Here is a 13,212-nt window from a genome sequence, read left to right on the forward strand (position 1 = left end):
GCGGGCGCTGTGCTGTTGAACGGCCGAAGCTTAGCCCAGGTGCCGTTCCTCGGGGCCGTCGTAGGCGCTGAGGGGACGGATCAGGGAGTTGGCCTCCAGCTGTTCCATGATGTGCGCGGTCCAGCCGGTGATCCGGGCGGCCACGAACAGCGGCGTGAAGGTGGGCGTGTCAAAGCCCATCAGGTGGTACACCGGGCCGGCCGGGTAATCCAGGTTGGGCAGGATGTTCTTCCGCTCGCCCATGGCCGATTCCAGCGCTGTGTACAGCTCGCCCAGGTCCGGACGGTCGTAGTGCTTGACCATGTTGTCCAGGGCGGCCTTCATGGTGGGTACCCGCGAGTCGCCGTTCTTGTACACGCGGTGGCCGAAGCCCATGATCTTCTTTTTGTCCGCCAGTGCGGCGTCCAGCCAGCCGGCTGCGTGCCCGGCGACGTCGCCCTCGCCCGCGCTGGCCGCAATCTCCTCGAACGTGTGCATCACTGCCTCGTTGGCGCCGCCGTGCAGCGGGCCCTTGAGTGCACCAATGGCCCCGGTGACCGCGGAGTGCAGGTCCGCGAGCGTGGAGGTAATGACGCGGCCGGTGAACGTGGAGGCGTTGAAGGAGTGCTCCGCGTACAGGATCATCGAGACGTTGAACGCCTCCACCACCTCGGGGGCCGCTTCTTCGCCGAAGGTCATCCACAGGAAGTTCGCGGAGTAGCCCAGGTCGTCCCGGGGCTCCACCACATCTTCGCCGCGCCGGCGGCGCTGGTCATAGGCGACGACGGCGGGCATCGCCGCAAACAGGCTGACCGACTTTTCCATGTTGGCCTGCAGCGAGGAATCGTCCGCCTTCCCATGCTGAGCACCAAGCACGGAGGCCGCCGTGCGGCAGACATCCATCGGATGGCACGTGAGCGGCAGTGCATCAATGACTGCCTTCATCTCGGGGGAGAGGGCACGCTGGCTCCGCTCAGCGTCGCTGAACTCGGCCAGTTCCCCGGCGGTGGGCAGCTCGCCGTTCCAGAGCAGGTAGGCAACCTCTTCGAAGCTGCAGTGCGCTGCCAGCTCCTGCACCGGATAGCCGCGGTAAAGCAGCGAATTGGTTTCCGGATTTACCTTGGAGATCTTGGTCGTGTCAACGAGGACACCGGCCAGCCCCTTGTGGATCTGCTCATCTGTCATAACGAAAGACTCCTTTGTCGCGGTGGTGTAGCTGCGGTGATTTTTGCGGCTGCGCTAGTGCTGGCCCGGGACCTGAAAGTTGAAGACGGAAGTGTCGAAGCGGTTATAGGCTTCATAATCCACCAGATCGTACAAACGTGCACGCGTCAGCATGTTCGGGACATCCTCCTGCTGGGTGCCCTTGGCCTTGATCGTGTCCAGGGTGCGCTCGGCGGCTCCCATGGCGCTGCGCAGCAGGGTGACCGGATAGATCACCATATTCACGCCCACCGACGCCAGCTCCTCGTAGCTGAAAAGGTCGCTCTTGCCGAATTCGGTCATGTTGGCCAGGATCGGCACGTCGACGGCGGCGCGCATCGCTGCGAACTCCTCCAGTGACTTCATGGCCTCGGGGAAGATGGCGTCGGCACCGGCGTCGACCAGGGCGCGGGCACGGTCCTGGGCGGCTTCGAGGCCGTCCACGGCGCGGATGTCGGTGCGGGCCATGATCAGGAAGTTCGGATCGCGGCGGGCATCGGCTGCGGCGCGGATCCGCTTGGTGGCGGTGTCCAGGTCCACAACGTTCTTGCCGTCCAGATGGCCGCAGCGCTTGGGGTTGAACTGGTCTTCAATGTGGCAGCCGGCCAGGCCGGCGTTCTCCAGCTCCTGGATGGAGCGGGCCACGTTCATCGGCTCGCCGAATCCGGTGTCCGCGTCCACGATGGCCGGCAGGTCCGTCATCCGGGCAATCTGCCCGGCACGGGTGGCCACCTCGGTGAGGGTGGTCAGGCCGATGTCGGGCAGGCCCAGGTCATTGGCCAGGACCGCACCGGAGATGTAGACGCCGTCGAACCCTTTTTCCTCAATCAGGCGTGCCGAGAGCGGGTTGAAGGCGCCCGGGAACTGCTGGAGCGTGCCGGAGGCCAGACCTTCGCGGAAGGCGATGCGCTTGGCTTCGGGGGTTACGGAGGAGTACAGCATGTTAGAAGAGTCCCTTCGGGGCGTTGGCCGGGTCGATGACGCCGTCGGCTGCGGTGATGTTCAGGGCATCCAGTTCGCCGGCGGCCAGTTCGGGCAGGCGCTGGACCGTGGTCAGGAAGCGTTCGATCTCTTCCTCGGAGACCAGGCCGGCGGCCAGGGTGCGGAACTTGTTGATGTACTGCTCGCGGGCAAACGGCTTGGCGCCCAGCGGATGGGCGTCGGCGACGGCGATCTCATCCGTGATCTCGGTGCCGTCGGTCAGGATGATCGTCACGCGGCCGCCGAAGGCCTTCTCATTGATGTCCAGCGAGTGGTAGCGGCGGGTCCATTCCGGATCCTCCACGGTGGTGACCTTGTGCCACAGCTCCACGGTGTCCGGACGGCCGGCGCGCTCGGGGGCGTAGGAATCCACGTGGTGCCAGGCGCCGTCCTGCAGGGCGACGGTGAAGATGTACGGGATGGAGTGGTCCAGCGTTTCGCGCGAAGCGGTGGGATCGTACTTCTGCGGGTCGTTGGCGCCGGAGCCAATCACGTAATGCGTGTGGTGCGAGGTGGCAATCAGCACGCTGGCGACCTTGGAGGCGTCGGCGGCTTCGGGGTGCTCGCGGTGGATCTTCCGGGCCAGGTCGATCCAGGCCTGGGCCTGGTACTCGGCGGAGTGTTCCTTGGTGTAGGTGTCCAGGATGGCGCGCTTGGCTTCCCCGGCCTCGGGCAGCGGGACTTCGTAGGCGGCGTCGGGACCGTCCAGCATCCAGGCGATGACGCCGTCTTCACCCTCGTAAATGGGGGTGGGGGAGGTCTGGCCGCGCATCGCGCGGTCCACGGCTTCCACGGCCATCTTGCCGGCGAACGCCGGGGCGTGCGCCTTCCAGGTGGAGATCTCGCCCTTGCGGGACTGCCGGGTGGCGGTGGTGGTGTGCAGGGCCTGGCCCACGGCCTGGAAGATGGTCTCGACGTCGAGGCCCAGCAGGGTGCCGATGCCGGCGGCGGCGGACGGGCCGAGGTGGGCCACGTGGTCGATCTTGTGCTTGTGCAGGCAAATGGCCTTGACCAGGTCCACCTGGATTTCGTAGCCGGTGGCGATACCGCGGATCAGGTCCGCGCCCGAGGCACCGGTGTGCTGTGCGACGGCGAGCAGCGGCGGAATGTTGTCGCCGGGGTGGGAGTACTCCGCGGCGAGGAAGGTGTCGTGGTAATCCAGCTCGCGCACGGCCACGCCGTTGGCCCAGGCGGCCCACTCCGGAGAGGTCTTCTCCTCAACGCCGAAGACGGCGGAGCCCTTGCCGTTGGCGGAGGGGGAGAAGGACAGCGCCTGGGCGCGGGCGGCGACGATGGGCGCGCGGTTCAGGGACGCAATGGCCACCGACGCGTTGTCGATGATGCGGTTGATGACCATGTCCGTGACATCGTCGGTCACGGCGACGGGGTCGGCGGCGACCTCCGCAATCTTGTAGGCCAGCTGGTCTTCGCGGGCCAGGTTCTCATCGCTGCGGTGGACCCGCACCTTGTGGAGATTCATGTTGTGTCCTTTCGGGACGGTCAGGGGTTTCAGAAGAAAGTTCGAGGGCCCGGCAGCAGCTAGGCGGCACGGGCTGCCAGGGGCACGGAAAAGTGCGGGCTCAGCCCGGAGGGCCGGTGGCCGCCAGGAAATGCTCCAGGCTCTTGTGCAGGTGCACGGAGGTGGCGGCAGCGGCCAGCGCGGGGTCCCGGGCTGCGATCGCTGCGGCAATGGTGGCGTGTTCACCGGCGGTGGCCAGCAGCCGTTCGGGGTTGTCCTTGGCCAGGCGGCGGACGCGGGCCAGATGCAGCCGCACGTTTGCCAGTGCCTGGGTGAGGTAGGTGTTGGCGGCGGCCGCGTCAATGGCTTCGTCCAGCCGGGCCACCAAAGTGTAGTAGCCGGAGCGGGTGGGATCAGCGCCGGCGGTGTCCTGCACAATCAGGCCCGCGGCATTCTCAAACTCCCGCCGCAGTGCGATGAACGCTTCCGGGTCTCCGCGCAGCGCCGCCAGGGACGCCGCCTTGCATTCCAGGGCCTGGCGGAGTTCAAACAGATCGCTGACGGTCTGCGGGGAGATGGAGGTGACGACGACGCCGCGGCCGTTGTGCGGTGCAGCGAGCCCGTCCGCGGTGAGCCTGCTGATCGCCTCGCGCAGCGGAGTGCGGGAAATGCCGAGGCGCTGGGACTGTTCCACTTCGGCAAGCACCGTCCCGGGCAGCAGGCGTCCGGTCACGATGTCCTCGCGGAGCGCCCGGTAGGCGCGGTCGCTTGCCCTCATGGTGCTCCTCTCCCGCTGCGGCCGCATCTGCAGGCCGAAAAGAATTGTGATGTGCCTCATTAGTGTATACACAGCACCGCTTTTTCCAAACCAATTCCGGAAACTCCCAGCCATCACGGGAGGTCATGTATACACACCAGTGTTGTGACCTGCCCGTCGGCTGCCCTAGGGTGATGGCTATCACATCCGAATCGAGGAGGATTCATGAGCTCTGGCCTGGATGCAGGAAATGGAACAGCAGAGGCCGCACCCGTCGGCCCGGCAGGTACGGCAGCAGGCACGGGCACGGATGCGGGAGCGGACGCCGGCGGTGCCGGCGGACGTTATGCGCAGGCCTACGCCCGCAGCGTCGAGGATCCCGAAGGGTTCTGGCTGGAGGCCGCCTCGCTGGTGGACTGGGACTCCGCGCCGCAGCAGGCCCTGGACGGGTCCGCGGCTCCGCTGTACCGGTGGTTCCCCGACGGGATGCTGAACACGAGCTTCAATGCCCTGGACCGGCACGTGGCCGCCGGGCGGGGCGGTGCGGCTGCCCTCATTTATGATTCCGCGATGCTCGGCACCGCCAGGACCTATACCTACAGCGAGCTGCTGGCCGAGGTGGAGACCTTTGCCGGAGTACTCCGCGGCCTCGGCGTGGAAGCCGGGGACCGGGTCATCATCTACCTGCCGATGATTCCGCAGGCCGTCATCGCGATGCTTGCCGCAGCCCGGATCGGTGCGGTCCACTCGGTGGTCTTCGGCGGCTTCGCTCCCAAGGAGCTGGCGGCCAGGATCGACGACGCGCGTCCCGCCGTCGTCGTCACCGCCAGCGGCGGGCTGGAACCGAAACGCGCGGTGGAGTACCTGCCCAATGTGGCCGACGCGCTCGCCGCCGCCACCCACACGGTGAACCATGTGGTGGTTGCCGCCCGGAACGGCTTTGAGCACAGCCTCGAGGAATATGACGGTGCGGACGGCGCCGTCTGGCATGACTGGGACGTGCTCGCAGCTGCTGCATCACCTGCCGGTCCGGTCTCCGTTGCCGCCACCGATCCGCTGTACATCCTGTACACTTCCGGCACCACCGGAGCTCCCAAGGGTGTGGTCCGGGACAACGGCTCGCACGCCGTCGCCCTGGCATGGTCGATGCGCAACATCTATGACGTCGGCCCCGGCCAGGTGATGTGGACCGCCTCCGACGTCGGCTGGGTGGTGGGCCATTCCTACATTGTGTACGCGCCGCTGCTCGCCGGAGCGACAACGGTGCTGTATGAGGGCAAGCCCGTGGGCACGCCCGACGCCGGGGCGTTCTGGCGCGTGGCGGGCCAGCACTCCGTTGACGTCCTCTTCACGGCACCCACCGCGCTGCGGGCAATCCGCAAGGCAGATCCCGAGGCCGCGCTGGTGGCGGACTATGACCTCTCGCGGTTGCGGACACTGTTTGTCGCGGGGGAGCGGCTGGATCCGGAGACGTTCTCCTGGGCCGGCCGGGCGCTGGACATTCCGGTGGTGGATCACTGGTGGCAGACGGAGACGGGCTGGGCGATCTGCGCCAATCCGCTGGGCCTGGAGCAGCTCTCGATCAAGGCCGGCTCCGCCACCGTTCCGGTGCCGGGTTTTTCGCTGGCCATCGTGGACGGCGAGGGTGTGGAGGTTCCTCGGGGCGAGGAGGGAAACATCGTGCTGCGGCTCCCGCTGCCGCCGGGCACGCTGACCACGCTGTGGGGCAGCGATGACCGGTTCCGGTCCTCGTACCTGGAGATCTTCGAAGGCTGCTACACCACCGGTGACTCCGGCTACGTGGATGAGGACGGCTACGTATTCATCATGGGCCGGACCGACGACGTCATCAACGTCTCCGGGCACCGGCTCTCCACCGGCGCGATGGAACAGATTGTGGCAACCCATCCCGCAGTGGCCGAGTGCGCCGTGATCGGGGTGGCCGATTCCCTCAAGGGGCAGCGCCCGTGCGGTTACGTGGTGCTGAAATCCGGGTCGGAACTGGGCGCGGATGAGCTGCGGGCGGACCTGGTGAAGCTGGTGCGCGAATCCATCGGCCCGGTGGCCGACTTCAAGGACGTACAGGTGGTGGACGCCCTGCCCAAGACCCGCTCGGGCAAGATCCTGCGCAAGACGATGCGCCAGATCGCCGACGGCGACGCCTATACCGTGCCGTCGACCATCGAGGATCCTGCCGTGATCGAGGCGCTGGTGCCGCTGCTGCGTCCCGGGTCCTGATCACAGCCGGTCGGAATCCAGTAGCGGCGCTTGCCGTGGCCGGTGCCTTCAAAAACGCCGCCGTTTTTCTCGATGGTCGCCCGGGAAGCGGCATTGTCTTCGTCGCAGGTAAGCAGGACCGAGGGCACCGCCAGCTCCCGGGCAATGGCCAGGGCTTTCTTCAGGGCTTCGGCGGCATGGCCCCTGCGGCGCGCGGAAGGCCTGACGCTGTAACCGATGTGCCCGCCCTCGCGGCGGAGGAAATCGTTGAGTTCATGGCGAATCGCCAAAGACCCTACGATGGTCCGCCCGTCGGCAATCCACAGGTAGGTGCAGGGAACGTACCCGGGTTTCCGCGGGGTTTCGGGCAGGGCGTCCGCCACGAGTCCGGCAACGAAGCGGCGGAACGTCTTCGGATCCCTGAGGGTGTCCAGGGGCCAGTCTTCGCTGCCGGAACCGTTGCGGCGGGAGTCCCGGAAGTCCGCGGCGCACTCAAGCCAGGAACGCTGGTAGGCCGCGTCCGGGCGCACAAGGGTAATCATCCGGAAATCGTAGCCGCCATGCTCCCCGGATCGCGGACCCGCGCCAGCGAGCCGGTGTCACTGCCTCAATCCGTCCCTATGGTGCTGCTGCGCCGCTCTAGGAACAGCGACTCTAGGAACAGCGACGAGCCGGAGCCCGCTCAAATGTCATGAATCGAAGGTGTCCCAGCCGGGCATCGGCTTTCAGGTTGCCGCCCTGCGGCGACTCCGGCCGCATAAATGGCCCGCGCCTCCGGCCGGTCCGACGCCGGAAGGGGGGCGCACGAGGAAGATCCCGCCGCTCTTTGAAGCGGGGGGGCTGCTCACCGGGGAGAAAGCACCGCAGCGGCGCGTTCCAGTGCACCCGGGACAATGGAGTAGTACGCCCAGACGCCGCGCTTCTCGCGGTGCAGGATGCCGGCGTCCACGAGGATCTTCAGGTGGTGGGAGACCGTGGGCTGGCCCAGCCCGATCGGCTCGGTGAGGTCGCAGACGCACGCTTCCTTGTTTTCCTGCGCGGCGATCAGCGACACCAGGCGCAGCCGGGTCGGCTCGGCCACGGCCTTGAGCAGCCGGGCGAACCGCTGGGCATCGTCAACGCTCAAGGCTTCGGAGGTCAGCGGCGTGCAGCAGGCATCGGTGTCTGGAGCGGGAACTGTCCGGGCAGTAGTCACCCGCCTATTATGCACATATTGACAGCCGTCGATATATCCCCGGATACTGAGCATCGAAAGATATCGATGTTTCCGCTGTCGATTGTCCCTTCCAGGTCCTGCGCCGAGGAGCTTTGTGAGTACATCCACCGCACCACCCGATACCGGGCAGGTCACCGCCCGGCTCTCCACCCTTGACCGCTTCCTGCCGGTGTGGATTATCGCCGCGATGGCTGCCGGCCTGCTGCTGGGGCGGCTGGTTCCCGGCATTGGTCCGGCACTGGACTCGGTGAAGATCTCCAACGTGTCGTTGCCCATCGCCGTCGGCCTGCTGGTGATGATGTATCCGGTGCTGGCCAAGGTCCGCTATAACGAGACCCGTGCAGTGGTGGCCGACCGGAAGCTGATGATTACCTCCCTGGTGCTGAACTGGGTGGCCGCGCCGGCGTTCATGTTTGCGCTGGCTTGGATCTTCCTGCCGGACCTGCCCGAGTACCGGACCGGGCTGATCATCGTGGGGCTGGCCCGCTGCATCGCCATGGTGATGATCTGGAATGACCTGGCCTGCGGGGACCGCGAGGCCGCCGCCGTGCTGGTGGCCATCAACTCCGTTTTCCAGGTCCTCGCCTTCGGCGCGCTGGGCTGGTTCTACCTGCAGGTCCTGCCCGGCTGGCTTGGGCTGCAAACAACCAGCGCGGAGTTCTCCTTCTGGTCCATCACCGCCAGTGTCCTGGTCTTCCTGGGCATCCCGCTGCTCGCGGGCTTCCTGACCCGCGTCCTGGGGGAAAAGGCGAAGGGCCGCGACTGGTACGAAAGCACGTTCCTGCCGAAGCTGGGCCCGTGGGCGCTTTACGGCCTGCTGTTCACTATCATGCTGCTCTTCGCCCTGCAGGGGGACGAGATCACCTCGAACCCGGGGGACGTGGCACGGATCGCCCTGCCGCTGCTGGTCTACTTCATCGTGGTGTTCGGCGCCGGCATGGTTCTGGGCAAAGTCCTGAACCTGGGGTATCCGCGCACCACCACGCTGGCGTTCACGGCTGCCGGCAACAACTTCGAACTGGCCATCGCCGTTGCCATCGGCACCTACGGCGTGACCTCCGGGCAGGCGCTCGCCGGCGTCGTCGGCCCCCTGATCGAGGTCCCCGTCCTGGTGGCCCTGGTGTACGCCGCACTGTGGGCGCAAAAGAGATACTGGCCCGCAACTGCCGTTCCTGCCGTTCCCGCCGCAACTCGGCCTGCCGCAACTCGGCCTGCCGCAACACCGGAAGAGATGAACCGATGACCTCTACTGAAGCACCAGCGAAGCCCTCCGTCCTGTTTGTCTGCATCCACAACGCAGGGCGCTCGCAGATGGCGGCCGCCTATCTGCGCACGCTCGGCGAAGGCCGGATCGAGGTCCGCTCCGCCGGATCCGCACCCGCCGATTCCGTCAACCCCGCCGCCGTGGCAGCCATGGCCGAAGACGGCATCGACATGTCCGCCGAGCTGCCCAAGGTCCTCACCACCGAGGCCGTGCAGGAGTCCGACGTCGTCATCACCATGGGCTGCGGCGACGCCTGCCCGATCTTCCCCGGCAAGCGCTACGAGGACTGGAAACTGGACGACCCGGCCGGGCAGGGCGTGGACGCCGTCCGCCCCATCCGTGACGACATCAAGGGACGAATCACCGCCCTGATCGCCGACCTGCTGCCGGCCAGCTAAACCACCCGCCCCCTTTCGTCGAGAGAGAACCCCATGCCTGAGAACACTGAAGCCGGACTGTCCGCACTTCCCGTCGCCGTGATCGGCTCCGGCCCGGTTGGACTGGCTGCGGCGGCACACCTGCTCGAACGCGGCCTGACGCCCCTCATCTTCGAGGCCGGGAACGCTCCGGCCGCCGCGGTCAGCGCCTGGGGACACGTCCGCCTGTTCTCGCCCTGGCAGTACGACGTCGACGCCGCCGCCCGCCGCCTGCTCACAGCCGCCGGCTGGCGGGAACCGGACGCCGACGTCCTGCCCACCGGCGCCGAGCTCGTTGAGCACTACCTCCGGCCGCTGGCTTCGCTTCCCGCGGTCCGGGACGCCCTGCACACCTCCTGCGAAGTCCTCGCCGTGAGCCGCGAAGGCCTGGACAAGACGCGCACCGGCGGACGGGACAAGGTTCCGTTCCTGGTCCGTGTCCGCGATGCCGACGGGACGATCACGGATCACCGGGTCCGGGCGGTCATTGACGCGTCCGGAACGTGGAGCACTCCGAACCCGCTCGGACAGTCCGGACTTCCGGCACCGGGCGAAGCCGACGCCTATGCGGCCGGCCTCATCACGCCCCCGCTGCCCGATGTCACGGGCCGGGACCGTGCGCGCTTTGCCGGCAAACACGTCCTGGTGGTCGGGGCCGGACACTCTGCGGCCAACACCCTGCTGGCCCTCGGCGAGCTCGCTGAGCAGGAGCCCGGCACCCGGATCAGCTGGGCGATCCGACGCGCCTCCGCTGCCGGCGTCTACGGCGGGGGTGACCTCGACGGGCTGCCCGCGCGCGGAGCCCTCGGCAGCCGGCTGCGCGGCCTGGTGGAGGGCGGACGCATTGAACTGCACACCTCCTTCACCATCACCGGTTTCAAGAGCGCCGAGTCCCTTTCCGTTGCAGGGGCCACCCCCTCCGGCGAAACCCAGCTGGCAGTGGACCTGCTGGTCCCGGCCACCGGGTTCCGCCCGAACCTGGATATGCTCCGCGAGATCCGCCTCGACCTCGACCCTGCCGTGGAGGCACCGCGGGCCCTCGGTCCGCTCATCGACCCCGAATTCCACAGCTGCGGCACGGTGGAGCCGCACGGCGCCAGGCTCCTGTCCCACCCCGAAAAGGACTTCTACGTCACGGGGATGAAATCCTACGGACGGGCACCCACCTTCCTGATGGCCACCGGCTACGAGCAGGTCCGCTCCATCGCCGCGGCCCTCGCCGGTGATCAGAAGGCGGCCGACGACGTGCAGCTGGTCCTGCCCGAAACCGGCGTCTGCTCCACGGATCTGGGCGGCAGCTGCGACACCGACGCCGCGGCATCCGGGCAGGGCGGGACCGCCTGCTGTGCGCCGGAACCGGCGGCAGCTCCGGCCGGCGACGCGGCTGAAGCGTCCTGCTGCGGAATTCCCGAACCGGCGGCTTCAGTTCCGGCCGCGGGACAGGGTGAGTCATCCTGCTGCTCGACACCCGAGCCGGCGTTCCTCGGCATTCCCACCGGGCTGGCCCACGGCCGTTCCGCGGAGCGGGAGAACTAGGACCGGGCCGGGGAAGTGACTATGCAGGAAACGGGCACGGGTCAGGAAGCATTTCCCGCCGCAGGGGGCGGTGACGTGGACGTCCTGGTCATCGGCGGCGGGCAGGCCGGACTCGCCGCAGGCTACTACCTCAACCGCCTGCGGCGCGACGAGGCCTCGGGCAGGTCCGGACCGGCTCCGAGCTTCGCGATCCTCGACGCGAACCGGGAACCGGGCGGCGCCTGGCAGGACTACTGGGCGAGCCTCGAGCTGTTTTCCCCGGCGGCGTACAGCTCCCTGCCCGGCTATCAGATGCCTGCCTGTACGGGCCAAGGCAACCCCGCGGCGGGCCATGTCACGGAATACCTGAGCCGTTACGAGGCCCGGTATGACCTTCGCGTCTACCGCTCGGTCCGGGCCACGGCTGTTCACGCTGCTGCGGACGGCGAATACATCACGGACACCACCCGGGGCCGGTGGACCAGCCGGGCCGTTATCAGCGCCACCGGGACCTGGAACACCCCGTACCTCCCGCAGCTGCCCGGCGCTGAGTTGTTTGAAGGCCGGCAGCTGCACACCGCGGATTACCGGGGAGCGGATCCCTTTGCCGGGCTGAACGTGGTTGTTGTGGGCGGCGGCAACTCGGGCGCACAGATCGCCGCGGACCTTGCCCCGGCCGCATCGGTCACCTGGGTGACGCGGAAGCCGCCGCGCTACCTTCCCGACGATGTGGACGGCAGGGAGCTGTTCCGGATCGCCACCCGCCATGTCCGTGCCCTCGCTGCCGGCGAGCCCAGCCCCGGCACCGCGGCGTCCCTGGGTGACATTGTGGCCGTTCCGCCGGTGCGGGAAGCGCGCGACGCCGGACTGCTGCAGGCCCGGCCGATGTTCTCCCGGTTCCTCCCTAACGGAGTGGAATGGGAGAACGGAGAGCAGTCAGCAGCGGACGTGATTCTGTGGTGCACCGGCTTCCGGCCCGGACTGGCGCACCTGCAGCCCCTGTCACTGCGGACCCGGAACGGAGCCCCGGCAACGGAACCGCCGCCGGCCACCCGTTCGGCGGACAGCCGCGGGCTGTTTTTCCTGGGCTACGGGGACTGGTGCGGGCCGGCGTCGGCCACCCTGATCGGTGTCGGCGCCGCGGCCCGGGAAACCGTGGCCGCCGCGGCTTCCGCGGCGGCTGCACATCCGGCCGGTTCACCCCGTCCGTAGGATGGGAAAGTGACACTACCCGCCGCCGTCGTCCGCCTGGAACGCCACCAGATTGCGCTGTACCTTGCGGCGCTGCTGGGTGGGGGGATCTTTGGATGGTTGCTTCCGTCCGCTGCACCGGTGCTGGAATCGGCGATCAATCCCGTCCTCGGTGCACTGCTGTTCGCGACGTTCCTCGGAATTCCCTTTGGCCGGCTGCACCGCGCTGTCCGGGACGGCAGGTTCATGGCCGCCGTCCTGGTCCTGAATTTCGTGCTGGTTCCCGCCGTGGTCTTTGTGCTCTCACGGTTTGTCGCAGGGGAGGAAGCGCTCCTGGTGGGTGTCGTGATGGTGCTGCTGACTCCCTGTATTGACTACGTGATCGTCTTTTCCGGGCTGGCCGGAGGAGCGAGCGAGCGGCTGCTCGCAGCTGCTCCGATCCTGATGCTGCTGCAAATGCTCCTGCTGCCCGTATATCTGCTGGCGTTCACCGGACCCGGCATCGTGGCCGCCGTTGAGCCGGGGCCCTTTGCGGAAGCCCTGGTGTTCCTGATTCTCCTGCCGCTGGGCCTGGCGGCGCTGACGCAGGCGGCGGCGCGCCGTTTTGCTTTCGCCGCCGGGCTGATGCGGTTGATGCAGGCGCTGATGGTGCCGCTGATGATGCTCACGCTTGCCGTGGTGATCGGGTCCCAGATCAGCGGCGTCGGGGACCAGCTGGCCCTGTTGGCGACCGTTGTTCCGCTGTACGCCGCCTTCCTGGCCGTCATGGTTCCGGTGGGACTGCTGACGGCACGGGTGGCCGGACTGGATGTGCCGGGAACCCGTGCCGTCATCTTCAGCGGCGCCACGCGGAACTCCCTGGTGGTGCTGCCCCTGGCGCTGGCCCTGCCGGCACCGCTGGCTCTGGTTTCCGTTGTCGTGGTCACGCAGACCCTCGTTGAACTGATCGGCATGGTGGTGTTTGTCCGGCTCATCCCGCGGATTGTCCGCACCCCTGTTGATGCCTAGGGCGGG

General features: G+C 67.7%; 12 protein-coding genes. 6 read left to right on the forward strand and 6 right to left on the reverse strand.

Going from position 1 to position 13,212, the window contains the following annotated elements; translation table 11 throughout:
* Positions 1-30 precede the first annotated feature (30 nt).
* The 4 genes from M1D40_RS06160 to M1D40_RS06175 form a co-directional block, all read right to left on the reverse strand.
* The gene (locus tag M1D40_RS06160; RefSeq protein ID WP_461170557.1) at positions 31-1,164 is read right to left on the reverse strand and encodes a bifunctional 2-methylcitrate synthase/citrate synthase; all 1,134 of its coding nucleotides are present in this window, start codon (positions 1,162-1,164) and stop codon (positions 31-33) included.
* Between the two features lie 54 nt (positions 1,165-1,218).
* On the reverse strand, positions 1,219-2,124 hold the full coding sequence (gene prpB / locus M1D40_RS06165) for a methylisocitrate lyase (protein WP_341392508.1): 906 nt from the start codon (positions 2,122-2,124) through the stop codon (positions 1,219-1,221).
* 1 nt (position 2,125) lies between these two features.
* Complete coding sequence (locus tag M1D40_RS06170) at positions 2,126-3,643, reverse strand: MmgE/PrpD family protein (protein WP_461170558.1); 1,518 nt, start codon at positions 3,641-3,643, stop codon at positions 2,126-2,128.
* A 100-nt stretch (positions 3,644-3,743) separates the two neighbouring features.
* Positions 3,744-4,400 (reverse strand): GntR family transcriptional regulator, encoded by a 657-nt coding sequence (locus M1D40_RS06175; RefSeq protein ID WP_461170559.1) that lies wholly within the window; start codon positions 4,398-4,400, stop codon positions 3,744-3,746.
* 204 nt (positions 4,401-4,604) lie between these two features.
* On the opposite strand from M1D40_RS06175, the gene M1D40_RS06180 reads away from it, so the two are divergent.
* A complete protein-coding gene (locus M1D40_RS06180; protein WP_461170560.1) occupies positions 4,605-6,617 on the forward strand; it encodes an AMP-binding protein in 2,013 nt (670 codons plus the stop codon).
* Here the strand turns inward: M1D40_RS06180 and M1D40_RS06185 are convergent.
* Both M1D40_RS06185 and M1D40_RS06190 read right to left on the reverse strand, forming a co-directional pair.
* The gene (locus M1D40_RS06185) at positions 6,542-7,138 is read right to left on the reverse strand and encodes a GNAT family N-acetyltransferase (RefSeq protein WP_461170561.1); all 597 of its coding nucleotides are present in this window, start codon (positions 7,136-7,138) and stop codon (positions 6,542-6,544) included. The two genes, M1D40_RS06180 and M1D40_RS06185, sit on opposite strands and share 76 nt — an antisense overlap.
* 302 nt (positions 7,139-7,440) lie before the next feature.
* Positions 7,441-7,791 carry an ArsR/SmtB family transcription factor gene (locus M1D40_RS06190; protein ID WP_341392514.1) on the reverse strand — a complete coding sequence of 117 codons (351 nt, stop codon included), beginning with the start codon at positions 7,789-7,791 and terminating at the stop codon, positions 7,441-7,443.
* A 115-nt stretch (positions 7,792-7,906) separates the two neighbouring features.
* Here M1D40_RS06190 and arsB point away from each other — a divergent pair, with 115 nt between their 5' ends.
* From arsB to M1D40_RS06215, 5 genes are read left to right on the forward strand one after another with little or no spacing between them, the layout of a single operon-like run.
* Positions 7,907-9,055: an ACR3 family arsenite efflux transporter gene (arsB, locus tag M1D40_RS06195; RefSeq protein ID WP_461170562.1), complete on the forward strand. Its 1,149-nt coding sequence runs from the start codon at positions 7,907-7,909 to the stop codon at positions 9,053-9,055.
* Positions 9,052-9,474 (forward strand): arsenate reductase ArsC, encoded by a 423-nt coding sequence (locus M1D40_RS06200; protein WP_341392516.1) that lies wholly within the window; start codon positions 9,052-9,054, stop codon positions 9,472-9,474. Before arsB ends, M1D40_RS06200 begins: the two co-directional genes overlap by 4 nt.
* A gap of 33 nt (positions 9,475-9,507) precedes the next feature.
* Entirely contained in the window at positions 9,508-11,028 is a 1,521-nt protein-coding gene (locus tag M1D40_RS06205) for an NAD(P)-binding protein (RefSeq protein WP_461170563.1), read from the forward strand.
* Between the two features lie 21 nt (positions 11,029-11,049).
* A complete protein-coding gene (locus M1D40_RS06210; RefSeq protein ID WP_461171015.1) occupies positions 11,050-12,219 on the forward strand; it encodes an ArsO family NAD(P)H-dependent flavin-containing monooxygenase in 1,170 nt (389 codons plus the stop codon).
* Between the two features lie 9 nt (positions 12,220-12,228).
* On the forward strand, positions 12,229-13,206 hold the full coding sequence (locus tag M1D40_RS06215) for an arsenic resistance protein (RefSeq protein ID WP_461170564.1): 978 nt from the start codon (positions 12,229-12,231) through the stop codon (positions 13,204-13,206).
* Positions 13,207-13,212 lie beyond the last annotated feature (6 nt).

Source organism: Arthrobacter sp. Z1-15 (genome assembly GCF_054792395.1).

Excerpts from the sequence above, each read along its gene's own strand:
- M1D40_RS06200 (WP_341392516.1), top strand. The coding sequence starts at position 9,052 with ATGACCTCTACTGAAGCACCAGCGAAGCCCTCCGTCCTGTTTGTCTGC.
- M1D40_RS06210 (WP_461171015.1), top strand. The coding sequence starts at position 11,050 with ATGCAGGAAACGGGCACGGGTCAGGAAGCATTTCCCGCCGCAGGGGGC.
- M1D40_RS06160 (WP_461170557.1), bottom strand. The coding sequence starts at position 1,164 with ATGACAGATGAGCAGATCCACAAGGGGCTGGCCGGTGTCCTCGTTGAC.
- M1D40_RS06185 (WP_461170561.1), bottom strand. The coding sequence starts at position 7,138 with ATGATTACCCTTGTGCGCCCGGACGCGGCCTACCAGCGTTCCTGGCTT.
- M1D40_RS06175 (WP_461170559.1), bottom strand. The coding sequence starts at position 4,400 with ATGAGGGCAAGCGACCGCGCCTACCGGGCGCTCCGCGAGGACATCGTG.
- M1D40_RS06205 (WP_461170563.1), top strand. The coding sequence starts at position 9,508 with ATGCCTGAGAACACTGAAGCCGGACTGTCCGCACTTCCCGTCGCCGTG.
- M1D40_RS06180 (WP_461170560.1), top strand. The coding sequence starts at position 4,605 with ATGAGCTCTGGCCTGGATGCAGGAAATGGAACAGCAGAGGCCGCACCC.
- prpB (WP_341392508.1), bottom strand. The coding sequence starts at position 2,124 with ATGCTGTACTCCTCCGTAACCCCCGAAGCCAAGCGCATCGCCTTCCGC.
- M1D40_RS06170 (WP_461170558.1), bottom strand. The coding sequence starts at position 3,643 with ATGAATCTCCACAAGGTGCGGGTCCACCGCAGCGATGAGAACCTGGCC.